Annotated in this window: 22 protein-coding genes and 1 pseudogene; 10 read left to right on the top strand and 13 right to left on the bottom strand. The window is 50.4% G+C overall.

All coding sequences use genetic code 11. The annotated features are described in order from the left end of the window. Positions 1-34: 34 nt before the first annotated feature. Both ACLJQJ_RS05255 and ACLJQJ_RS05250 read right to left on the bottom strand, forming a co-directional pair. On the bottom strand, positions 35-889 hold the full coding sequence (locus ACLJQJ_RS05255; protein ID WP_001044093.1) for a DNA/RNA non-specific endonuclease: 855 nt from the start codon (positions 887-889) through the stop codon (positions 35-37). Continuing rightward, positions 886-1,200: pseudogene (locus ACLJQJ_RS05250) on the bottom strand (hypothetical protein). The gene ACLJQJ_RS05255 and the pseudogene ACLJQJ_RS05250 overlap by 4 nt, the downstream one beginning before the upstream one ends. Positions 1,201-1,342: 142 nt before the next feature. Between ACLJQJ_RS05250 and ACLJQJ_RS05245 the strand changes: the two are divergent. Further along, entirely contained in the window at positions 1,343-2,302 is a 960-nt protein-coding gene (locus tag ACLJQJ_RS05245) for a lipid A deacylase LpxR family protein (RefSeq protein ID WP_001046434.1), read from the top strand. Positions 2,303-2,350: 48 nt separating this feature from the next. On the opposite strand, the gene ACLJQJ_RS05240 is transcribed toward ACLJQJ_RS05245, so the two are convergent. Continuing rightward, positions 2,351-3,109: a YdiY family protein gene (locus ACLJQJ_RS05240; RefSeq protein ID WP_000770979.1), complete on the bottom strand. Its 759-nt coding sequence runs from the start codon at positions 3,107-3,109 to the stop codon at positions 2,351-2,353. Positions 3,110-3,397: 288 nt separating this feature from the next. Between ACLJQJ_RS05240 and pfkB the strand changes: the two genes are divergently transcribed. The 3 genes from pfkB (at position 3,398) to ACLJQJ_RS05225 (ending at position 5,684) form a co-directional block, all read left to right on the top strand. Then, positions 3,398-4,330, top strand: coding sequence for a 6-phosphofructokinase II (gene pfkB, locus ACLJQJ_RS05235; protein WP_000251707.1), 933 nt, complete (start codon positions 3,398-3,400; stop codon positions 4,328-4,330). A 96-nt stretch (positions 4,331-4,426) separates the two neighbouring features. After that, complete coding sequence (ghoS, locus tag ACLJQJ_RS05230) at positions 4,427-4,717, top strand: type V toxin-antitoxin system endoribonuclease antitoxin GhoS (protein ID WP_000146133.1); 291 nt, start codon at positions 4,427-4,429, stop codon at positions 4,715-4,717. A 106-nt stretch (positions 4,718-4,823) separates the two neighbouring features. Next, positions 4,824-5,684, top strand: a complete 861-nt coding sequence (locus tag ACLJQJ_RS05225; protein WP_000267686.1) for a fructosamine kinase family protein — start codon at positions 4,824-4,826, stop codon at positions 5,682-5,684. A 42-nt stretch (positions 5,685-5,726) separates the two neighbouring features. Here ACLJQJ_RS05225 and ACLJQJ_RS05220 read toward each other — a convergent pair whose 3' ends face one another. Beyond that, the gene (locus ACLJQJ_RS05220) at positions 5,727-6,263 is read right to left on the bottom strand and encodes a YniB family protein (protein WP_000222158.1); all 537 of its coding nucleotides are present in this window, start codon (positions 6,261-6,263) and stop codon (positions 5,727-5,729) included. A 148-nt stretch (positions 6,264-6,411) separates the two neighbouring features. Between ACLJQJ_RS05220 and hxpB the strand changes: the two genes are divergently transcribed. The 3 genes from hxpB (at position 6,412) to tcyP (ending at position 9,345) form a co-directional block, all read left to right on the top strand. Continuing rightward, a complete protein-coding gene (gene hxpB / locus ACLJQJ_RS05215; RefSeq protein ID WP_063809616.1) occupies positions 6,412-7,080 on the top strand; it encodes a hexitol phosphatase HxpB in 669 nt (222 codons plus the stop codon). Positions 7,081-7,217: 137 nt separating this feature from the next. Further along, positions 7,218-7,817: a metal-dependent hydrolase gene (locus ACLJQJ_RS05210; RefSeq protein ID WP_000505804.1), complete on the top strand. Its 600-nt coding sequence runs from the start codon at positions 7,218-7,220 to the stop codon at positions 7,815-7,817. A 136-nt stretch (positions 7,818-7,953) separates the two neighbouring features. Then, on the top strand, positions 7,954-9,345 hold the full coding sequence (gene tcyP / locus ACLJQJ_RS05205; protein ID WP_001010662.1) for a cystine/sulfocysteine:cation symporter: 1,392 nt from the start codon (positions 7,954-7,956) through the stop codon (positions 9,343-9,345). 101 nt (positions 9,346-9,446) lie between these two features. On the opposite strand, the gene cedA is transcribed toward tcyP, so the two are convergent. Further along, a complete protein-coding gene (gene cedA, locus ACLJQJ_RS05200; protein ID WP_000977510.1) occupies positions 9,447-9,689 on the bottom strand; it encodes a cell division activator CedA in 243 nt (80 codons plus the stop codon). Between the two features lie 364 nt (positions 9,690-10,053). Here cedA and katE point away from each other — a divergent pair, with 364 nt between their 5' ends. Beyond that, positions 10,054-12,306 (top strand): catalase HPII, encoded by a 2,253-nt coding sequence (gene katE, locus ACLJQJ_RS05195; RefSeq protein ID WP_000019103.1) that lies wholly within the window; start codon positions 10,054-10,056, stop codon positions 12,304-12,306. 43 nt (positions 12,307-12,349) lie between these two features. Here katE and chbG read toward each other — a convergent pair whose 3' ends face one another. From chbG to osmE, 7 genes are all read right to left on the bottom strand, one after another. Next, a complete protein-coding gene (gene chbG, locus ACLJQJ_RS05190) occupies positions 12,350-13,108 on the bottom strand; it encodes a chitin disaccharide deacetylase (protein WP_000442730.1) in 759 nt (252 codons plus the stop codon). Positions 13,109-13,120: 12 nt separating this feature from the next. Beyond that, complete coding sequence (locus tag ACLJQJ_RS05185) at positions 13,121-14,476, bottom strand: 6-phospho-beta-glucosidase (RefSeq protein WP_000078777.1); 1,356 nt, start codon at positions 14,474-14,476, stop codon at positions 13,121-13,123. A 124-nt stretch (positions 14,477-14,600) separates the two neighbouring features. Further along, complete coding sequence (gene chbR / locus ACLJQJ_RS05180) at positions 14,601-15,443, bottom strand: transcriptional regulator ChbR (protein ID WP_000983393.1); 843 nt, start codon at positions 15,441-15,443, stop codon at positions 14,601-14,603. A 10-nt stretch (positions 15,444-15,453) separates the two neighbouring features. Continuing rightward, the gene (gene chbA / locus ACLJQJ_RS05175) at positions 15,454-15,801 is read right to left on the bottom strand and encodes a PTS N,N'-diacetylchitobiose transporter subunit IIA (RefSeq protein ID WP_000459883.1); all 348 of its coding nucleotides are present in this window, start codon (positions 15,799-15,801) and stop codon (positions 15,454-15,456) included. Between the two features lie 50 nt (positions 15,802-15,851). Then, the gene (gene chbC, locus ACLJQJ_RS05170) at positions 15,852-17,210 is read right to left on the bottom strand and encodes a PTS N,N'-diacetylchitobiose transporter subunit IIC (RefSeq protein ID WP_000073063.1); all 1,359 of its coding nucleotides are present in this window, start codon (positions 17,208-17,210) and stop codon (positions 15,852-15,854) included. 82 nt (positions 17,211-17,292) lie between these two features. Then, positions 17,293-17,613, bottom strand: a complete 321-nt coding sequence (gene chbB / locus ACLJQJ_RS05165; protein ID WP_000412161.1) for a PTS N,N'-diacetylchitobiose transporter subunit IIB — start codon at positions 17,611-17,613, stop codon at positions 17,293-17,295. A 300-nt stretch (positions 17,614-17,913) separates the two neighbouring features. After that, positions 17,914-18,255: an osmotically-inducible lipoprotein OsmE gene (gene osmE / locus ACLJQJ_RS05160; RefSeq protein ID WP_001039301.1), complete on the bottom strand. Its 342-nt coding sequence runs from the start codon at positions 18,253-18,255 to the stop codon at positions 17,914-17,916. 218 nt (positions 18,256-18,473) lie between these two features. Between osmE and nadE the strand changes: the two genes are divergently transcribed. Then, a complete protein-coding gene (gene nadE, locus ACLJQJ_RS05155; RefSeq protein WP_063809672.1) occupies positions 18,474-19,301 on the top strand; it encodes an ammonia-dependent NAD(+) synthetase in 828 nt (275 codons plus the stop codon). A 120-nt stretch (positions 19,302-19,421) separates the two neighbouring features. Then, entirely contained in the window at positions 19,422-20,303 is an 882-nt protein-coding gene (cho, locus tag ACLJQJ_RS05150; RefSeq protein WP_001805139.1) for an excinuclease Cho, read from the top strand. A gap of 74 nt (positions 20,304-20,377) precedes the next feature. Here cho and spy read toward each other — a convergent pair whose 3' ends face one another. Beyond that, positions 20,378-20,863, bottom strand: coding sequence for an ATP-independent periplasmic protein-refolding chaperone Spy (gene spy, locus ACLJQJ_RS05145; RefSeq protein WP_001229002.1), 486 nt, complete (start codon positions 20,861-20,863; stop codon positions 20,378-20,380). Positions 20,864-21,072 lie beyond the last annotated feature (209 nt).

Raw genomic sequence — 21,072 nt, 5'->3', positions numbered from 1 at the left:
CTCCATTATCTTTCCACGCGCCGTATAGCGCTTCTCATCGACAACCTAACTTCTGCGCCAGACTCCCCTTTGTCGTTTTCACCTCGCTGGCTACCGCTTCAGGCAAGGCAGACCACAGCGTCAGCACTGGCTTCGTTTTATGTTCGATAGCCTCCACGGTAACCTGATAGTCGCAAAAATTCGCCGAACGAGGCGTATTCTGATCCATAATAAACGCAGCGTAATTTCCTTCACTTTTTGACGGCGCCGTTCCGGTGAATAAAACCTTCCAGTACCCGCTGGGAATTTCTACCGTCGCATCTTCTGGCAATGTGGCGATATGCCGCTCAAAAAGGGGGCCGGTCACTACGTGCACTACAGATACATCAGCCTGTTTGGCAAGTTCGCGCACCCGGTTTTCCAGTGCAGCCCATGCTCCCTGGTTCAGGGCGGATTTCTGCGGCGTAATATTCGATAAATAATTTAACGACGGCCAGTCCGAAACGCCGCCCAATCCTGCCAACGGCGCCTGGTGTCCCCTGTCGACTTTTAATAGCGTATGGGCATTTTTATAGGCCGAAGGGGCCAACGTATCCGAGGGCGGTAAATCGGGGTCCTGCGCCCAGTTCCGCGGGCGACCGCTTGCCTGGCTGGTCTTTGTCACGCTATAGGCAACCCAGTTGGCAAATTTCGTGGCGCTATTATTATTGAGCGTATAGACATGGCGATAGATTGTTTGTTGACTTCCTCCTTGAGGACAGCCAACGCTACAGTTATCAGGTTGTTGAACGAGTACGTTACGATGGGGTAACTCGGGTGCCGATGTTGTATCCTGGGGAGGATACGATGTAGTACATGCGCTTAATAATACTACGGGCAGTAATTTTAGCAGATTAATGGTCTTATTCACTTTTTCTTCCTTAATAATAACTGCCCTAATAATTCAGATAGTAATAATTTGGTTATATTACCCTACCAGCCGTTAGATACTCTCATCATTAAAGACAACACTATCACGGTAAAAATTAATAACAGATAAACATCGAAGCCATCAAAGAAAATGAGCTCAAAAGAATACAACGTGATATCCATATTGATACCAAAAAACATCGTATTATATGCATAATCGTGAAGCCAATAATTTCTCGCACTCAGATAGCGAATGAAAAATGGATATTCAATAATATCTGGCGCATGTTTTTTAACACCATTTTTCAACATTAAGGCAACGTATCCTCTCAATGACTCGCTGCTGGCAGGAGTTTAGTTATATTTAAAGGTTTAATAAGCACTGCGCATCATGCTGCTGTGCTTATTACTTTGTAAAAATAAGAGTATTCACTTTCATATTCAGGGGTAAAAAGTGAACAAATACAGCTATTGCGCAACGATGATTGCCGCCATACTCAGTACGACCACAATGGCCAATGCCAGTAGCCTTGCTATTTCAGTGGCGAATGATGATGCAGGTATATTTCAACCATCCTTAAATGCCCTTTATGGGCACAAGGCTGCAGACCGGGGTGATTATACTGCCGGGCTCTTTTTAGGCTACAGCCACGATCTCACTGACGCCAGTCAACTCTCTTTTCATATCGCGCAAGATATTTATTCTCCATCAGGCGCCAATAAGAGAAAGCCTGAAGCCGTCAAAGGCGACCGCGCGTTCAGCGCCTTTCTTCATACCGGACTGGAGTGGAATTCATTAGCCACCAATTGGTTACGTTATCGTTTAGGTACCGATATTGGCGTTATTGGTCCTGACGCAGGCGGTCAGGAGGTTCAGAATCGGGCGCATCGAATAATAGGCGCAGAAAAATACCCTGCCTGGCAGGATCAAATTGAAAACCGTTATGGTTACACGGCAAAAGGAATGGTCTCCCTTACGCCAGCTATTGATATTCTGGGTGTCAATGTGGGCTTCTATCCAGAAGTCTCTGCTGTCGGCGGCAATCTCTTCCAGTATTTGGGGTACGGCGCAACCGTTGCGCTGGGAAATGATAAGACCTTCAACTCTGATAATGGGTTTGGGTTACTGTCCCGCCGAGGGTTAATACACACTCAAAAAGAGGGATTGATCTATAAAGTATTTGCTGGCGTTGAGCGCAGGGAAGTTGATAAAAACTACACATTACAGGGGAAAACGCTGCAAACAAAAATGGAAACGGTGGATATTAATAAAACCGTGGATGAATATCGCGTCGGTGCCACCATCGGCTATTCTCCCGTCGCATTTTCTCTTTCTTTAAACAAAGTCACGTCGGAATTTCGCACCGGAGACGACTATTCTTATATCAACGGCGACATCACCTTCTTCTTCTGAGGCGTCACCACGGAATAACCGGGTTACGTAACGTAACCCGGCGCAATATTACATCTTATAGCCCAGCGTTACCGTAGTGCGGCGATCGGTATGTTCAGGCGCTGATTCAGGCGGCTGCGAGTTCCACGTTAAATTATACCCCACCTTTAGACCAAAATGTTCGTTAATGGCGACATTGAGGGCTGTTTCCGAATTTAGTGTGGTGTCTTCTGCGCCAAATACTGACACCCCCTGTGTAAACTTAGCATTGTCAGTTAACTGCCAGGCATAGCTGCCGGAAGCATAACCCAACGGCTGCGTTTCAGTAGTATCGTCCGTATGTTCGTCATAGCGAACCCCAGGACCGAATTCAAAACGGAAGCTGTGCACTGGGCCATTAAGGAACTGCCGCCCGTAACCGGCGGTCAGTACGTCGCGCTGACGATAACCGTTGAAACGGTCTGTCAGCCAACTGGCCTGGCCAAAGGTATAATCATAATCCGTCATATTAAAACGGTTACGCGCGCCTATCGCATATTTTTCTGAAGAGCGCTCATCATTAGAGGAGGTATTGCTGGCATTGCCCCATAATGACCAGGCGGTACGTTGTCCATACCAGGTCATCGCCGTGTCAGCCGTTAAGGAAGAACTTTTAGTATTGCCTGACTGAGCAAGGTAGCCCGCATTCAGATTACCTTCAAAAGGTTTTTTCGCGGTGGAGGGATCATCCATGACAGTAAAAACGGAATCATCGGCGGCGGCATACAGAGACGCGAACACGCCACCCGCCAGCATAACTACAGCGGGTACTGCCTTCAAAAGCTTCATTTATATAGAGTCCGTACAACTAAAAAAGAGACCACGACGGTCCCGGAAACTTTCATAGGGATCAATGACAAACGCCCCTGGAAAGGTAGCGAATTATAAGAAGCCCCGAATAACATAGCAATCAATTACTATTTCATTTTTTGAATAAGAACCCTCCCGAAGCATTCATTTATTTATATAACTTTACATCGTACTTCTTTAAATAAAGATCCGGAAAATCATATTGTTAATTCCTTCACTTTCCGGGGATTAAGTGCCAGACTGAAATCAGCCTAACAGGAGGTAACGATGGTACGTATCTATACGTTGACGCTTGCGCCCTCTCTCGATAGCGCAACAATCACGCCGCAAATTTATCCCGAAGGTAAACTGCGGTGCTCCGCGCCGGTATTCGAACCCGGCGGCGGGGGTATTAATGTCGCTCGCGCCATTGCGCATCTTGGCGGCACCGCGACCGCAATTTTCCCGGCTGGCGGCGCTACCGGCGAACATCTGGTCGCACTACTGGCTGACGAAAATGTCCCCGTGTCTACCGTCGATGCGAAGGACTGGACGCGTCAGAACCTGCACGTCCACGTCGAGTCCAGCGGCGAACAGTATCGTTTTGTTATGCCCGGCGCCACGCTGGACGATGACGAATTTCGCCAGCTTGAAGAACAGGTACTGGAAATTGAATCCGGGGCAATTCTGGTTATCAGCGGCAGCCTTCCGCCCGGCGTTAAGGTCGAGAAACTCACGCAACTGATTTCCGCCGCGCAGAAGCAAGGCATTCGCTGCATTATTGATAGCTCTGGCGACGCGCTCACCGCCGCGCTGGCGCTTGGCGATATCGAACTGGTGAAACCGAACCTGAAAGAATTGAGCGCGTTGGTTAATCGTGATCTGACGCAGCCTGATGATGTGCGTAAAGCGGCCCAGGAATTAGTGCAAAGCGGCAAGGCTCGCCGGGTAGTGGTCTCTCTGGGGCCGCAAGGGGCGCTGGGTATAGACAGTGAGAATTGCATCCAGGTTGTTCCTCCCCCGGTGAAAAGTCAAAGTACTGTTGGCGCAGGCGACAGTATGGTAGGCGCGATGACGTTAAAACTGGCGCAAGACGCGTCGCTGGAAGAGATGGTGCGCTTCGGTGTGGCGGCAGGCAGCGCTGCTACGCTCAATCAAGGTACGCGTCTGTGTTCTCGTGACGATACCCAAAAAATATACGCCTATCTTTCCGCGCAATAATCGTTTCCCCCTCGCCGAGGGGGATAACGGAAAATCGGTTAACGGGCGGCGCATCCGCCGCTGTTAAAAACACAGTTGCTCCCAACGAGGTGAACGATGGCCAGTGGCGATATTACCCGTTATGTTATTACCGTAACCTTCCATGAAGATTCCCTGACCGAGATTAACGAACTCAATAACCATCTGACGCGTAGCGGTTTTTTGCTGACATTAACGGACGATGAAGGGAATGTGCATGAGCTCGGCACCAATACGTTTGGCTTTGTTAGCGCTCAGAGCGCTGATGAAATCAAAGCGCTTGTCGCCGGACTTGCGAAAAGCGCGTTAGATAAGGATGTCGACATTACCGTGGCGACCTGGGAGGCGTGGAGTAAAAACGCACAATAAGTGCCATTCCCGCCGCGGCGCGTCCGCGATGTGCGTTAGTTCGTATTTTTCAACCGCATTTTTGCGCTAACCTTATGATCTGGCAGACAACGTGGGGAGAGACATTATGTGGCAAGCTATCAGTCGTCTTTTAAGCGAGCAAGTCGGTGAAGGCGAAATCGAACTGCGTAATGAACTGCCAGGCGGAGAAGTTCATGCCGCATGGCATTTACGTTATGCAGGCCATGATTTTTTCGTAAAGTGCGATGAACGAGAAATGCTTCGCGGTTTTACCGCTGAAGCCGATCAGCTGGAGCTGCTCTCCCGCAGTAAAACCGTTGTTGTGCCTAAGGTATGGGCGGTAGGTTCGGATCGGGATTACAGCTTTTTAGTCATGGACTACCTCTCGCCCCGCCCGCTGGATGCCCATAATGCGTTTATTCTTGGGCAACAGCTGGCGCGCCTGCACCAATGGAGCGACCAACCTCAATTCGGCCTCGATTTTGATAACGCGCTCTCTACCACGCCGCAGCCGAATACCTGGCAACGCCGTTGGTCGACTTTTTTCGCCGAACAGCGCATTGGCTGGCAGCTTGAACTCGCTGCGGAAAAAGGCATTACCTTTGGTAATATTGACGCCATTGTTGAACATGTTCAGCAACGTCTGGCGTCGCATCAACCGCAGCCTTCTCTTTTGCATGGCGATCTATGGTCGGCGAACTGCGCGCTTGGCCCTGACGGCCCCTATATCTTCGATCCAGCCTGCTATTGGGGCGACAGAGAATGCGATCTGGCGATGCTGCCGCTGCATACCGATCAGCCACCGCAGATTTATGATGGCTATCAGTCCGTTTCGCCGCTACCGCTGGATTTTCTCGACAGGCAGCCGATTTACCAGCTCTACACCCTGCTTAATCGGGCAAGGCTGTTTGGCGGTCAGCACCTGGCTACTGCGCAAAAAGCGATGGATCGGCTGCTTGCGGTATAGGTCCAGCCCATGCCGGATACGGACTATCCGGCATTTTTCAGTTTACATGAAGCCTAACAAGGAAAAGAAAAAGTAGCCGAGCACGATAATAATGACCGGCAAAATATAGAGCGGGAAAAACTGTAAAAAGATGGTATGGTGCGGCACCACGATACGTGACTCTATCTGCTCACGCGTTAGCCCTTCCGCGCCTTTTGCTTTTTCCAGGATCAACTGATCTTCCACGCCTTCACGCAAAAAACGTGACTGACGGCTCATTCTGGCGCCGGAATCCTGCATCGCCAGCCCGACAAAAATCAGAATAAAAATGAGCCAGAAACCGATATTCAGGCTTCCCTGAAAATTCGGCGTCGGCGAGTTGTACCAAAAAACATTCAGAAACGGCGTATTCACGCGCATCATGTCTATCATTACGTGGGTAAAATCCAGCATTACCGCATTTATCCCCTCCTGCTTTTCACTGTGCGCATACATAAATTTAAGGACTGAGATGAGCGTGGAAAGCAGTGCCGGAATAAAAATAACCCACCCAACAACTCTTTTTAGGATTGCAATGCGTCCAGCTTGTTGATACGTCATGAGTTCCCCTTGATAAAGACGCGTCGTTTTGGCCTAAGTCTACCTGTTGATTCCCGTTTTCGCCTGATCTTTAAGGGCGATATACTAAGAACATGGTCATAATGAACGCTTAATTCGTTATTTTTTAATCTCAACAGGAGAGGTTGTGATGTCAACCCCACGTCAAATTCTTGCTGCAATTTTCGATATGGATGGACTACTGATCGATTCCGAACCGCTCTGGGATCGCGCTGAACTGGACGTGATGGCAAGTTTAGGCGTAGATATTACTCGGCGCCATGAACTGCCAGACACGCTTGGGCTACGCATTGATATGGTTGTCGATCTCTGGTTTGCGCAGCAACCGTGGAACGGCCCCGATCGCCAGGAAGTGACAAACCGTGTTATTGCCCGCGCGATTACGCTTATCGAAGAGACGCGCCCTCTTTTACCGGGTGTGCGTGAGGCCGTGGCGCTATGTAAAGCGCAGGGGCTATTAGTGGGGCTTGCCTCGGCATCGCCGCTGCATATGCTGGAAAAAGTGCTCACCATGTTCGAACTGCGCGACAGTTTTGACGCGCTGACTTCTGCAGAAAAATTGCCCTACAGCAAACCGCACCCGCAGGTCTATCTGGATTGTGCGGCCAAACTAGGCGTTGATCCATTAACCTGCGTGGCGCTGGAGGATTCGGTGAATGGTTTAATTGCGGCAAAGGCGGCGCGAATGCGCGCCATTGTGGTGCCAGCAGAAGAAAACCAGCATGATCCGCGCTTTGCGCTGGCGAATGTCAAACTTAACTCACTGACAGAGCTGACGGCGGCGCATCTACTCGGTTAAGATGTTTCCGAAACAAAGTCAACGGGCAATTAGCCGCTGAGCCAGACGGCAAGCGGCTTTGACAGAGACAAAGAGTTACAACGTCACCACTTCCGCCTACTGTATAAAAACCCTATACTGTATGAATTGACAGTTTAATGGGTTTTATCATGACGGCGGAAGGACATCTTCTTTTTTCTATAGCCAGCGCGGTTTTCGCCAAGAATGCCGAGTTAACGCCCGTCCTTGCGCACGGCGACTGGTGGCATATTATTCCTTCGGCTATTTTGACCTGTCTGCTGCCGGATATCGACCACCCCAAATCTTTTCTTGGTCAGCGCCTGAAATGGGTATCAAAACCAATCGCCCGCGCGTTCGGTCACCGGGGGTTTACCCATAGTCTGCTGGCGGTCTTTGCCCTACTGGCGACCTTTTATCTCAAGGTACCGGATACGTGGATTATCCCGGCGGATGCGCTGCAAGGCATGGTACTTGGCTATTTAAGCCATATCGTCGCGGATATGCTCACCCCCGCAGGCGTTCCCTTACTGTGGCCGTGCCGCTGGCGTTTCCGCCTGCCTATTCTGGCGCCGCGCAAAGGCAATCAGCTGGAGCGATTTTTATGTATGGCGTTGTTTGCCTGGGCGGTGTGGATGCCGCAGTCCATGCCGGAAAACAACGTCATACGCTGGTCTTCGCAGATGATCACTATCCTGCAAATGCAGTTCAATCGTTTTATAAATCACCAGATTGATTAGTAAATCAACGCCAAAGTCATTTTTGGTATAAACCATTCCATTTGAATATAAGAGCCAGCTCACAGTTCTGCTAATCTTGCGCGAACAGAATCGCTAAAACACAGCGCTTCATAATAAAAAAATTAGGAGAACGGGGATGAATTTTCCATTAATTGCGAACATTGCGGTGTTCGTCATTCTGCTGTTTGTACTGGCGCAGGCCCGTCATAAACAGTGGAGTCTGGCTAAAAAAGTGCTTGTCGGCCTTGTGATGGGCGTGGTCTTTGGTCTGGCCCTGCACACCATTTATGGCGCTGACAGTCAGGTGTTAAAAGACTCCATTCAGTGGTTCAATATTGTCGGCAACGGTTATGTGCAATTGCTACAAATGATTGTGATGCCGCTGGTATTCGCCTCTATTTTAAGCGCCGTGGCACGACTGCATAACGCCTCTCAATTGGGGAAAATCAGTTTTCTGACTATCGGCACGCTGCTGTTTACTACCCTTATCGCAGCGCTGGTGGGCGTGCTGGTCACCAATCTGTTCGGACTGACGGCGGAAGGTCTGGTTCAGGGCGGCGCGGAAACCGCGCGTCTGAATGCCATTGAGACGAGCTATGTCGGCAAAGTGGCCGATCTCAGCGTGCCGCAACTGGTGCTGTCTTTTGTACCGAAAAATCCGTTTGCGGATCTGACTGGCGCAAATCCTACGTCTATTATCAGCGTGGTGATTTTCGCCGCATTCCTGGGCGTGGCCGCGCTTAAACTGCTGAAAGATGATGCGCCAAAAGGCGAGCGTGTGCTTGTTGCTATCGATACCCTGCAAAGCTGGGTGATGAAGCTGGTGCGTCTGGTGATGCAACTTACGCCTTATGGCGTACTGGCGCTGATGACGAAAGTGGTTGCCGGCTCTAATCTGCAGGACATCATTAAGCTTGGAAGCTTCGTGGTAGCGTCATATCTTGGTCTGGCGATAATGTTTGTGGTTCACGGCATACTATTGGGCGTGAACGGGATTAGCCCGCTGAAATATTTCCGCAAGGTGTGGCCGGTGCTGACATTTGCCTTTACCAGCCGCTCCAGCGCCGCCTCCATTCCACTTAATGTCGAAGCGCAAACCCGCCGCCTGGGCGTGCCGGAGTCCATCGCCAGCTTTGCTGCCTCTTTTGGCGCGACCATCGGCCAAAACGGTTGTGCCGGTCTTTATCCTGCAATGTTAGCGGTAATGGTTGCGCCGACGGTCGGCATCAACCCCTTAGACCCCGTATGGATAGCCACGCTGGTGGGTATCGTTACCGTAAGTTCGGCGGGTGTTGCCGGCGTTGGCGGCGGCGCGACCTTCGCCGCGCTGATTGTGCTGCCTGCCATGGGCTTACCGGTCACGCTGGTCGCGCTGTTAATCTCCGTCGAACCGTTGATTGATATGGGCCGTACCGCACTGAACGTGAGTGGCTCAATGACCGCGGGTACGCTGACCAGCCAGTGGCTGAAGCAGACCGATAAAACCATTCTCGATAGCGAAGAAGACGCTGAACTGGCGCATCGATAATACATTATCGGGAGTTCACATCGTCTGAGACACGACGATCGGCAACTCAAAATGTCTGTCACTAAAAACGCCGGTCTCCAGTACCGGCGTTTTGTTTTTTCTTAGTCAGCGATTTCGTTTTCCTGGCGAACCTGATTCGCCCAACGTTGCGCCGATTCTGGCACGCTAAAGGCGGGCGACCGTTGAAATGACTCCCCCGTCAGAACAAAGGCAACATATTTACCGCGCAGTATCCAGACGTCGCGAAACGTATCCATTTTTATCGCATGTTCCGGCGGCGCGGGTTCAACACGCGGAATATAGCTAATAATCTGGCGATTTTGCTGGCGAAGAGGTTTCATCATTAATGCTTCACTAAAAGAGGCTAAGAGCCTATCCCATTAGGGCTATTTTACTTGCCATTTTGGTCCTGGGCAGTGCTCAAAATCCTCACGTACTACGTGTACGCTCCGGTTTTTGCGCGCTGTCCGTGTCCAAACTGGCTGCGCCAATAACGCCTACTGGGATAGGCTCTAAGGCTAAAAATCAGAAAAACACTATTTTAGCCGATCTTCGCCCCCGACGTCCTGTTCCGCGCGTGCGATTTCCCTATTGAGCCTTGTCTGCCGTTCCGCTCTCCCCCGGCATAATTGCTGAAATGTTCTATAGTTAGAGTGATTTTGACTACTACCACGCCCATTTCAGTGATGAAAGCAGGAGACGAGTTCAATGTCGCATAATGAGAAATCCCCCCATCAGTCCCCCGTGCATGATACCCGTGAATCACAGCCCGGCCTGGACTCCCTGGCACCGTCAGACGGTTCACATCGCCCCACGCCAGAACCGACGCCGCCGGGCGCGCAACCAACGGCCCCCGGCAGCTTAAAAGCGCCCGAGACCGCGAATGATAAGCTCACCGCCCTCGACGCCTTTCGTAAAGGCAGCGAAAATTATGCGCTGACCACCAATCAGGGCGTGCGCATCGCCGACGATCAAAATTCTCTTCGCGCCGGCAGCCGTGGCCCTACGCTGTTGGAAGATTTTATCCTGCGCGAGAAAATTACCCACTTTGACCATGAGCGTATCCCGGAGAGGATCGTTCACGCCCGCGGATCAGCAGCGCACGGCTATTTCCAGCCATATAAAGACCTGAGCGACATCACGAAAGCCGCGTTTCTGTGCGATCCACAGAAAATTACCCCGGTCTTTGTTCGCTTTTCGACAGTACAGGGCGGCGCGGGATCTGCTGATACCGTACGTGATATCCGCGGTTTTGCGACCAAATTTTATACCGAAGAGGGAATTTTCGATCTCGTCGGTAATAACACGCCGATCTTTTTTATCCAGGATGCGCATAAGTTTCCGGATTTTGTGCACGCCGTTAAGCCCGAACCACATTGGGCTATTCCGCAAGGACAGAGCGCGCACGACACCTTCTGGGACTATGTTTCCTTACAGCCTGAGACGCTGCACAACGTCATGTGGGCAATGTCGGATCGCGGTATTCCACGCAGTTATCGGACGATGGAAGGGTTCGGCATTCACACCTTCCGTCTGATCAATGCACAAGGGAAAGCGACCTTTGTCCGTTTCCACTGGAAACCGTTGGCAGGTAAAGCCTCGCTGGTGTGGGATGAGTCACAAAAACTGACCGGTCGCGATCCGGATTTTCACCGCCGGGATCTGTGGGAGGCCATCGAAGCGGGCGATTTCCCGGAATACGAGCTGGGCCTACAACTCATTGCCGAAGAGGATGAATTTAAATTCGATTTTGATCTGCTCGATCCGACCAAACTGATTCCGGAAGAGTTGGTGCCAGTACAACGCGTCGGCAAAATGGTGTTAAACCGTAATCCGGATAACTTTTTCGCTGAAAACGAACAGGCGGCATTTCATCCAGGACATATTGTTCCCGGCATTGATTTTACCAACGATCCGCTGTTACAGGGGCGTCTGTTCTCTTATACCGACACGCAAATCAGTCGCCTGGGCGGGCCAAACTTCCACGAAATTCCGATTAACCGCCCTACCTGCCCCTACCATAACTTCCAGCGTGACGGTATGCACCGGATGGATATCGACACCAATCCGGCGAACTATGAACCGAACTCCATTAATGACAACTGGCCGCGCGAAACGCCGCCAGCGCCAAAACGCGGCGGCTTCGAATCATACCAGGAACGCGTGGATGGCAATAAAATCCGCGAACGCAGCCCCTCTTTCGGTGAATATTACTCGCATCCTCGCCTGTTCTGGCTCAGTCAGACGCCGATAGAACAGCAGCATATTATTGACGCGTTCAGCTTTGAACTGGGTAAAGTCGCCCGCGCGTATATTCGGGAGCGGGTGGTCGATCAGTTAGCGCATATTGATGTCACGCTGGCTCAGGGCGTCGCGCATAATCTCGGTTTTGCACTCACCCATGAGCAAACGCAAATTGCCCCGCCTCCTGATGTCAACGGTCTGAAAAAAGATCCGGCGCTCAGCCTGTATGCGGTGCCGGACGGCGATGTTAAAGGCCGCGTGGTCGCTATCCTGCTGAACGATAAGGTTAACGCCGCCGATCTGCTGACCATTTTGCAGGCTTTAAAAGCCAAAGGCGTCCACGCAAAACTGCTCTATTCACGGATGGGTGAAGTAACGGCTGATGACGGTTCAACATTAACTATTGCGGCAACCTTTGCCGGCGCGCCGTCGCTAACGGTCGATGCGGTAATAGTACCGTGCGGCAATATTGCCGATATCGAGAGTTGCGGCGATGCCCGTTACTACCTTCTGGAAGCCTACAAACATCTGAAGCCCATCGCACTGGCAGGCGACGCCCGACGGTTTAAGGCGCTTTTAAACATTGATAGCCAGGGGGAAGAAGGACTTGTTGAGGCAGATAACGTTGACCACCACTTTATGGACACTCTGCTGACGCTGATGGCGGCACACCGTGTCTGGTCGCGTGCGGGGAAAATTAACGCGATTCCTGCATAAACGGCAAAAAATGCGGCGCATTCTTGCGCCGCAAACTCAGGAGCTAAATATCAAGAAAACTGCCAGGACGATATCCACGTTCCGCAATCGCTGCCTTGAGTGACGCAGACGTCAACACTTCCAGTTCAGTTAAGCGGGGGTAACAATAGGCGCTCTGGCGAATAATGTTGTCCACAAACGCCGGATGACACATCACCTCCAGAGAGGCCTCTCCTCGATGCGCAGAGGCATCCAGAATGCGTAAAAAGCACGCTTCGGTGATCTCCTCGCCGTAAAATTCACTACTAAATCCTTGAGTGCTGCGCAAATCCGACGGCAGATCGTCGGCGTTCAACACCGTCTGGCGGTCAATACGTAACGCAATCCCGCGCTGCGCCGCAAAGCGGGCGACGATGGGGAAAATTTGCGGGAACATATGCACATGATGGTGACTGTCGAGATGCGTTGGCTCGCGGCCAAATACGTCGATGAAACGCTGATACTGACACGCCAGTTCATGCGCAATTTCATCCAGCGGAAGCGTATCCTCCTCCGCCATTTGCCAGATCCATTTCCCCAACAGGCCGTCTCGCGTCAGGCCCGGCATCTCTGACACCGGTTTGCCTAACGTCAAAACAAAATGCATTCCCACCCCAAGCGCAGGCAGCTCGCGGCTAAGCTGCGCCGCATGGTCAATAGCCTCGCCATTGACCAGCGCCGTCGTGGAGGTCACAACGCCGTTGCGATATGCTTCAACAATGCCGTAATTTTGCCCTTTACTCAGGCCAAAATCATCGGCATTCACAATCAACACGCGTTCCATAGCCTACCTCTGTCAGTGGTGCTTACCTTTAAGCGCTTCGATGCAAGCGGCAAAATTAGGCAGCCATTTTTCATGCGCCAGAATGAGTTCACGCGCCAGGACTTCTGCGTCGCGGTCGGAATGCACCAGCGGACTCAGGTTAAGCGCCAGCAGCACATCATTAAAGTTTCCGCTCAGCGCCGCATTGCTGGCCGCGACCTCAAATCCTTTAATCGTGTGGATAAGCCCCAGCACTTTTTCGTCAAAACGGGTGATACGCGGGTGCGGCGTCGCGCCATTGCGTCCCAGAATGCAGGTCATTTCCACCGCCCAGTCCGCCGGGATATTCTCGACATGCCCATGATGTGGAATATTAACGTAATGCTCAGTCTGCTTGTCATTATAAATAGCGTTAATGACTTCACAAGCGGCATCGGAATAATAAGCGCCGCCGCGTTGCTCAAGCTCTTTCGGCTTCACGTTTAGCTCAGGATCTTTGTACAAGTCGAAGAGTTGTTTCTCCACTTTCTGTACGACCTGAGCGCGCGCGCCGCCTTTGTAATATTCGCCCATTTCAATCGCCAACATCTCTTTTTGCTTGAAGTAATACAACAAATAAGAGCACGGCAGCATGTTCAGCGAACGAATCAATCCTTCACTAAACGGCAGATCAAAGATATTTTTTACGGTTGACGCTTTCAACTGACCGGACGCCACGCCATCCAGTAATTCTGCGAACCGTGAGGTGCCATTCACCAGCACGTCTTTAATAAAGACCATATGGTTTAGACCAAACAGGTCAATGGAGAGATCGTCATTCTCATTCAGCGCCAGCACGTCATGAATAAACATTTTCATGCCGACAGGAATATTACATACGCCAATGAACTTTTTAAAGTTGGTATGACGATAAACCGCTTCCGTCACCATCCCCGCCGGATTAGTAAAGTTAATGACCCACGCATTCGGACATAATTCTTCAACATCTTTAATGATGTCAAAAATAACCGGAATGGTACGTAACCCTTTAAATAAACCGCCAGCGCCGTTGGTTTCTTGCCCCAGATAGCCGTGGCTAAGCGGGATACGCTCGTCCAGCTCACGGGCTTTGAGTTGACCAACGCGTAGCTGGGTAGTGACAAAATTAGCGTCTTTCAGCGCTTCCCGGCGATCCAGCGTTTTATACAATTTTAGCGGAACGCCTGCTTTATCAATCATTCGCTGGCAGAGATCATAAATAATGCCCAGCTTCTCTTTCCCGTCTTCAACGTCAACCAGCCATAATTCGGTGACAGGTAATTCATGGTAGCGCTTAATAAAGCCTTCAAGTAATTCAGGGGTGTAGCTGCTCCCGCCACCAATAGTGACGACTTTTAATTTCTGGCTCATAATATCTCCCTTCAGTGTATGACACTGATATGTATTACGCTATGCCCGCTCGTAAGAAATAGCGTGACGTTCCCCGCGCTATTGGGGCAAGCGTGAAATGTAATTAATCGAGCAATGCAAACCGTTACTCATTAATTTCCGTCAATCGCTTCCGATAACTATTCGGCGTAAATGAGGTCATCTTCTTAAACGTTTTAATAAACAGACTTGGACTGCTATACCCGGCTTCATAAGCAATATCCGTAACCGAATAGTTGGTCATTTCCAACTGTTTCTTGGCAAAATTAATGCGAATCTCATTAATGATTTGCATCGGCGTTTTGCTGTAATAACGTCGGGTGGCGCGCGTCAGATACTCCTGGGATTTTGCCGACAGGCGCACCATATTTTCCAGCGCATGTTCGCCAAACTGCGTTTTATCATGCATTATCTCCACGGTTGCTTTCAGCCATTGTGGAATATCATCATAAACCTGCTCTTCGCGGTAATGGCGTAAGCGGTTTATAATATAAAATGTCACCACTTCGATAAATTCGTCGAGCCCATTGCCGCGAAAATTCAACGACGCAATCACCGTTTCAATATAGGTAAGGAAGGTGCTATTCGCCCTGTATACCTGCGATGCCACAAAACAAAACGGCAGTAACGGAAGATAATGCTGTTCAAAAAAACGTTTACTAATTCCTACGTTCAGAATACGTGTTGCGCCAAACTCATAGAAACTTTGGTGATTCGACCCCACCGGGATAAAAACAAAATCTCCACGTTCCAGCAGCACACGCTTCCCGTTAATCTCCTGGTAATAACGTCCGGTTAATACCAGGGTAAATTCATAGTAGTCGTGCTGATGCAGCCCGGTGACGCTTTCCGTCTTGTTATAGATAAACACATGGAAATTTTTGCCATTGAAGAGCTGCTGCTCATAAACCGTTTTGATTTCCGTTGCGTTAACCTGTAGCTGCATCATCCGCCCCCTGTTATTTCAGTTTCTCATGGAGCTCAATCAACTCAGCGATCAGTTCACGAGCCAACATTGAGGTCATCAAATGATCCTGAGCGTGAACCAGGACCAGACTGACTTTCATTTTACCTTCGCCCTGATCGCCTTCGATGAGTTTTGTCTGCACAAGATGCGCTTCATTGAGCGCTATGCGCGACTGGTCCATCATCGCTTTCGCCGCCTCAAAATCGCCTTCTTTCGCTTTTCTGAGCGCGCCATATGCCAGGCTGCGCGCCTGACCAGAATTGATGATAAGCCCCATAACGACTTCTTCGAGTTCCTCAGCCGCTGTCTGGTTATCTACAACATTTTCAAGATCAAACATAGTCTTTCCTCTGATTCAGCCCGGCATGGCATCCCATGCCGGCGCGGAGTTTAGAATTTCAGTGCGTTAGCGATATCTTCTTCGCTTTCTTCCTGCTCGATGGCGTTCTGCGCTTTGTTAGCCACCACCACGAAGGGGAGATAAATCAGGGTAGCGACTGCCAGGTTAAATAGCGCAACCAGCAACGCGGCGACACTGCCGTTGGTGTTAAAGAACGCCCCCAACCCGGTTGGCATGGTCCACGGCGCAATATTGGTAATCGGCGGAATAATACCCAAATAGTAAGCCACCAGCGTAATCGCCGCCAGAATCGGCTGAACCAGAATGAAGGGGATAAACATCACCGGGTTCATAATAATCGGCAGGCCAAACAGGATGGGTTCGTTAATCTGGAAGATACCTGATGGCAGCGCCAGTTTTGCCACCTGGCGATAGTCCGCGCGACGGGATGCCAGGAAGATAGCGATGATCAGACCCAGCGTTGCGCCGCTACCACCGAGGAAGATATAAGAATCCAGCATCGGTTTCGCCCAGATATGGAACGTTTTACCGGCTTCCAGTGCCGCATCGACGGAGCCATACTGCTGGTAAATAGAGATGTTTTCCAGCGCCCAGGGCGTCATGATGCCGCTATCCAGCGCGGTCAGCGCCAGCGAACCATGAATACCAAAGAACCACAGCAGCGGTACAAAAATGACATATGCCCACCCTACCACGCTACCCAGCGATGCCAGCGGCGTAGAGATAGTGTCCATAATAATCTGATGGAAGTTAGAACCGTAATTAGACAGCGCCCAGGCAATAATCCCCATAATAGAGAGAATAATAAAGCCGGGAATTAATGCTGAGAATGAACGAGACACCGAAGCCGGTACGCTGTCCGGTAGCTTAATCACCCAGTTGCGCCGGACAATAAATGTAAACATCTCCGCGACCACCAGGCCAATAATAATACCGGAGATAATATTTGCACCACCCAGCCAGTTAGCGCCTACGGCATAGGCCTCGCCGACACTATACGGCGTTACGGTCATAAATGCCGCCACGGAAAGCAATCCGGCGGCCAGCGCATCAACCTTGCGCTCTTCCGCCAGCGCCATGCCGATAAAAAATGGCGCCATGAGCGACATAATGCCCAATGTGCCGTTATAGACGTTCCCGCCGATGCCTTTCAATCCATTAAGTGTTTCAATGGTTGAGGCATCAAGCCGAATGCCCATGGAATAAAAAAACGACCCCTCCCCAAAGCTCAGGAAAACGTTATTAATTAATACAAACATCGCCCCCGCAAGGGTTAATGGCATTAAACGAATAAAGCCGTTCTTGATTGCATTAACGTGTGGCTGCTTTCCTATTTTTACAGCAAAAGGAAGGAGTACCTTTTCAAGTGAAGCAATAACGTTACTCATAGAAAAATACCCTTAAATACCGCAATAAAATATTGCGGTTAGTGTATGAAATAACTCTTTGACGGGAAAAATTAAAAAATAATTAATTCGCGGCGGCTTTTTTAATTGCCGCTACCGCAGCTTTAAGCACGCCTAAGCCATCTACCTTGCCGTACAACATTGAATCAATGACTTCTACCGGTTTACCGGGTAATAAACGCTGAATTTCGGGGAGCATATAAGCAATTTGCGGGCCTAATAACACGACGTCCGCTGCCGGGCCTTTTTCACCGGCCAGGGTTTCAGGGAATGCTTCAATAATCACCGGCACTTCATATTTTTCAGCCTGAGCGCGCATTTTTGATACCAGTAACGATGTTGACATGCCCGCAGAACAAAACAGATAAATGTGTTTCTTTTCCATAAAAACCTTCCTCATGTGCGATTATCTGTCAACCAGATACGCCGCAAGCCTCAACCTGCATCCATACTCTGGGCGACTTGCGTAACCGGATTTACTTTTTTAGGTGGCTGAAATGAGTATACGGGATCGGACCGCCGGATGGTATTTCCTTGACCCACTAAATTGTCTCTCATTGACCTGGCGTTATGACCCCCCTCACATTTCGGGCAAATAATTCGCGATAATAAATAAGGTTATGGCAGGCACAAAAAAACCGGCTCGCAGGCCGGTTTCCTTGAATGTTCAGGCAATGTACAGTTGTTACTGCTTCGGCGCCTGTGGGTCAGTGTCGTACTCCGCACAGGTCTGGTAGCCGGAGTTAATCACGTGCCCGGTATCATCCAGCGCAACAAAGTAGGTTTCCGCTTTACCATCACGTTGACCCAGGATGTAGGTCTGACAAGTACCGCGCGCATGAATCATGCTCACTTCAGATGACGGTTTGCCCGCAATCTGCGCAACCTGCGCCCTGCTCATTCCTTTTTTAACATCTTTAACGACAGGCTCAACAAATTGGTCTTTTGTACGATCATACGCCGTACAGCCTGCCAGCATAGTCATTACCGCCGCTGCGCTTAAAATTCCTGCTACGTTCTTGTTCATTTTCCGTCCTCTTGTTTATCAGCGTGTTATGTAAGCCTGGAATACATCAGAACATTTTTCAAGCCGCGCCTCGCCACAAAAAGTCTTTCGGAAAATTCTCTAACGCAGCGATATGTTGTTTTAAACACCGCTTAGCCCGCCAAACCTTGTCGTTTCAGCGGCGAAGGGTTAGCTTTAACAGGGTAAAGATTCATTTTTTTAATGTCGAAGGGGGTTAAATGACTCTGCAGCAAGAGATAATCCAGGCGCTTGGCGCGAAACCGCATATCAACCCTGAAGAAGAAATTCGCCGCAGCGTGGATTTTCTTAAAGCGTACCTGAAAACCTATCCCTTTTTGAAATCGCTGGTGTTAGGCATCAGCGGCGGGCAGGATTCGACGCTGGCCGGGAAACTTAGCCAGATGGCTATCGCCGAATTGCGGGAAGAGACTGGTGATAATGCGCTGCAGTTTATCGCCGTTCGTCTGCCTTATGGCGTACAGGCCGATGAACAGGATTGCCAGGACGCCATCGCTTTTATTCAGCCGGACAGAGTACTCACCGTCAATATTAAAGGCGCCGTCCTCGCCAGCGAACAGGCGCTGCGCGAAGCGGGAATTGAGCTGAGCGATTTTGTTCGCGGCAATGAAAAAGCGCGTGAGCGAATGAAAGCGCAATATAGCATCGCCGGTATGACTCACGGCGTCGTGGTGGGCACCGACCATGCGGCGGAAGCGATAACCGGGTTCTTCACCAAATATGGCGATGGCGGTACCGATATTAACCCGCTTCATCGCCTTAACAAACGCCAGGGCAAACAGCTTCTCGCAGCGCTGGGCTGTCCTGAGCATCTGTATAAAAAAGTCCCCACCGCCGATTTGGAAGACGACCGCCCTTCACTGCCTGATGAAGCCGCGCTGGGCGTAACGTATGACAATATTGACGATTACCTGGAAGGCAAAACGCTGGACTCCGCCATCACTAAAACTATCGAAGGCTGGTATGTAAAAACTGAACATAAGCGCCGTTTGCCGATTACGGTATTCGACGACTTTTGGAAAAAGTAAGCGTACTTCTACTGTTGTGCCGGATATCGCTCGTCTATCCGGCCTCCTCTCTTCCCAGCCTCTTTTTTAATCACCCATCCGCTGTTATACTGGATGAATAACCAGTTAACGGAGATCACTGTGGTACGGCGTCAATCAGCCCCCCGCCTTGAGTTTGAAGCAGCGGCCATTTACGAATATCCAGAACATTTACGTCCTTTCCTCAGCGAAGCGCCAGCCTTACCGGGCGTCTATATATTTCATAGCGAAAGCGAGACGCTGCCGCTTTATATCGGTAAAAGCGTAAATATTCGCAGCCGGGTGCTCTCACATCTGCGAACGCCTGACGAGGCCGCTATGCTGCGACAGGCGCGGCGGATAAGCTGGATCTGCACCGCTGGGGAAATGGGCGCGTTGCTGCTGGAGGCGCGACTGATCAAAGAACAACAGCCGCTGTTTAACAAGCGGTTACGTCGTAATCGCCAGCTTTGCTCTCTACAGTTGAGCGAACAAAAGATTGAGGTCGTTTCCGCCCGCAGCGTCGATTTTTCCCATGAGCCGAACCTGTTTGGGCTCTTCGCCAACCGTCGGGCAGCGCTGCAAAGCTTACAGAACCTCGCCGATGAACAAAAATTGTGTTATGGCCTGCTGGGGCTTGAACCGGTAAGCCGTGGGCGCGCCTGTTTTCGTTTCGCGCTGAAGCGCTGCGCTGGCGCGTGTTGTGGGCAAGAAACCCCGCAGGCGCATTTTCTTCGCCTGCAGGCCTCACTGGAACGGTTACGTGTGGTTTGCTGGCCCTGGAAAGGCGCTATCGCGTTAAAAGAGAGCCGCCCACAAATGACCCAGTTCCACATTATCAACAACTGGTTATGGCTGGGGGCGGTACCCTCGCTGGATGAGGCCGCCACCCTGGTGCGCACCCCTGCGGGCTTTGATCAGGATGGCTATAAAATTCTCTGTAAGCCACTAATGTCAGGTCAATATGAGATCATTGAACTGCACACCGACTGTCGTCAGTCATAAAGAAAACCGCCGATCCTGTCCACCTCAACGATTGTGTTGTCGACAAGACCGGCGGTCTTAAATTATGCGGAAAGTTATTCTGCCGCAGCAGGCATTTTACCTTCTTGCGCCGGGCGTTCTGTCAGACGCTTCTCAAAATTAGCGTTATATTGCTTTTTCTGCTCCGGCGTCAGAACGTTATAAATTTTATTCTGGGTTTCCATATGCGCCAGCATATTGGCCTTGCGCTGCGCTTCCATTTTCGTAATTTGCGCTTCGGCTTTGGCTTTATCGAAGGTATCGCTGGCAATAATATCATGCATGGCGCGACGCTCTTCCAGCGGCGGACGTTTCATTTGCTCGCGCTGCGCTCTCATAATGTCGCGAATTTGTTGCTTCTGCGCGTCCGTCAGGTTCAGGTTTTTAAACATCATATCGTGATGTGGGCCAAATTTACCTTTATGCTGCATCATTGGCTTCGCATCCGCTGGCGCGGCGGTGGTAGTCTCAGCGGCATGAGCCAGATTCGCAGCACCCATCGCCAGGGTAGAGGCAACAAATAGAGCAGTCAGTTTACGCATATTTCCATCCTTCCTTTCAGTTATTTTTACGGCATATTTAAAACAGCGCCGTGTTGTCGTGATTAACTTTAACCGTCTTAGCGTCAATTAGTCATAACAACGGTAAAACAATGAAAGTATAAAAAACACTTTTTCGCCAATTGTGAAGAAAAAAAGAATAAATTGCGCAGAGTTGAAAGAGAAATATACAACAGCATGATATAGCAGAA

The sequence above is a fragment of the Salmonella sp. SAL04202 genome (assembly GCF_046550775.1).
GTDB classification, from domain to species: Bacteria; Pseudomonadota; Gammaproteobacteria; order Enterobacterales; family Enterobacteriaceae; genus Salmonella; species Salmonella enterica.
The sequence above is the reverse complement of the archived record's forward strand: the minus strand, read 5'-3'. Positions and strand labels throughout refer to the sequence as shown.

Coding starts and splice junctions, on each gene's coding strand:
- ACLJQJ_RS05240 (WP_000770979.1), bottom strand. CDS start 3,109: ATGAAGCTTTTGAAGGCAGTACCCGCTGTAGTTATGCTGGCGGGTGGC.
- pfkB (WP_000251707.1), top strand. CDS start 3,398: ATGGTACGTATCTATACGTTGACGCTTGCGCCCTCTCTCGATAGCGCA.
- ghoS (WP_000146133.1), top strand. CDS start 4,427: ATGGCCAGTGGCGATATTACCCGTTATGTTATTACCGTAACCTTCCAT.
- ACLJQJ_RS05225 (WP_000267686.1), top strand. CDS start 4,824: ATGTGGCAAGCTATCAGTCGTCTTTTAAGCGAGCAAGTCGGTGAAGGC.
- ACLJQJ_RS05220 (WP_000222158.1), bottom strand. CDS start 6,263: ATGACGTATCAACAAGCTGGACGCATTGCAATCCTAAAAAGAGTTGTT.
- hxpB (WP_063809616.1), top strand. CDS start 6,412: ATGTCAACCCCACGTCAAATTCTTGCTGCAATTTTCGATATGGATGGA.
- ACLJQJ_RS05210 (WP_000505804.1), top strand. CDS start 7,218: ATGGGTTTTATCATGACGGCGGAAGGACATCTTCTTTTTTCTATAGCC.
- tcyP (WP_001010662.1), top strand. CDS start 7,954: ATGAATTTTCCATTAATTGCGAACATTGCGGTGTTCGTCATTCTGCTG.
- cedA (WP_000977510.1), bottom strand. CDS start 9,689: ATGATGAAACCTCTTCGCCAGCAAAATCGCCAGATTATTAGCTATATT.
- katE (WP_000019103.1), top strand. CDS start 10,054: ATGTCGCATAATGAGAAATCCCCCCATCAGTCCCCCGTGCATGATACC.
- chbG (WP_000442730.1), bottom strand. CDS start 13,108: ATGGAACGCGTGTTGATTGTGAATGCCGATGATTTTGGCCTGAGTAAA.
- ACLJQJ_RS05185 (WP_000078777.1), bottom strand. CDS start 14,476: ATGAGCCAGAAATTAAAAGTCGTCACTATTGGTGGCGGGAGCAGCTAC.
- chbR (WP_000983393.1), bottom strand. CDS start 15,443: ATGATGCAGCTACAGGTTAACGCAACGGAAATCAAAACGGTTTATGAG.
- chbA (WP_000459883.1), bottom strand. CDS start 15,801: ATGTTTGATCTTGAAAATGTTGTAGATAACCAGACAGCGGCTGAGGAA.
- chbC (WP_000073063.1), bottom strand. CDS start 17,210: ATGAGTAACGTTATTGCTTCACTTGAAAAGGTACTCCTTCCTTTTGCT.
- chbB (WP_000412161.1), bottom strand. CDS start 17,613: ATGGAAAAGAAACACATTTATCTGTTTTGTTCTGCGGGCATGTCAACA.
- osmE (WP_001039301.1), bottom strand. CDS start 18,255: ATGAACAAGAACGTAGCAGGAATTTTAAGCGCAGCGGCGGTAATGACT.
- nadE (WP_063809672.1), top strand. CDS start 18,474: ATGACTCTGCAGCAAGAGATAATCCAGGCGCTTGGCGCGAAACCGCAT.
- spy (WP_001229002.1), bottom strand. CDS start 20,863: ATGCGTAAACTGACTGCTCTATTTGTTGCCTCTACCCTGGCGATGGGT.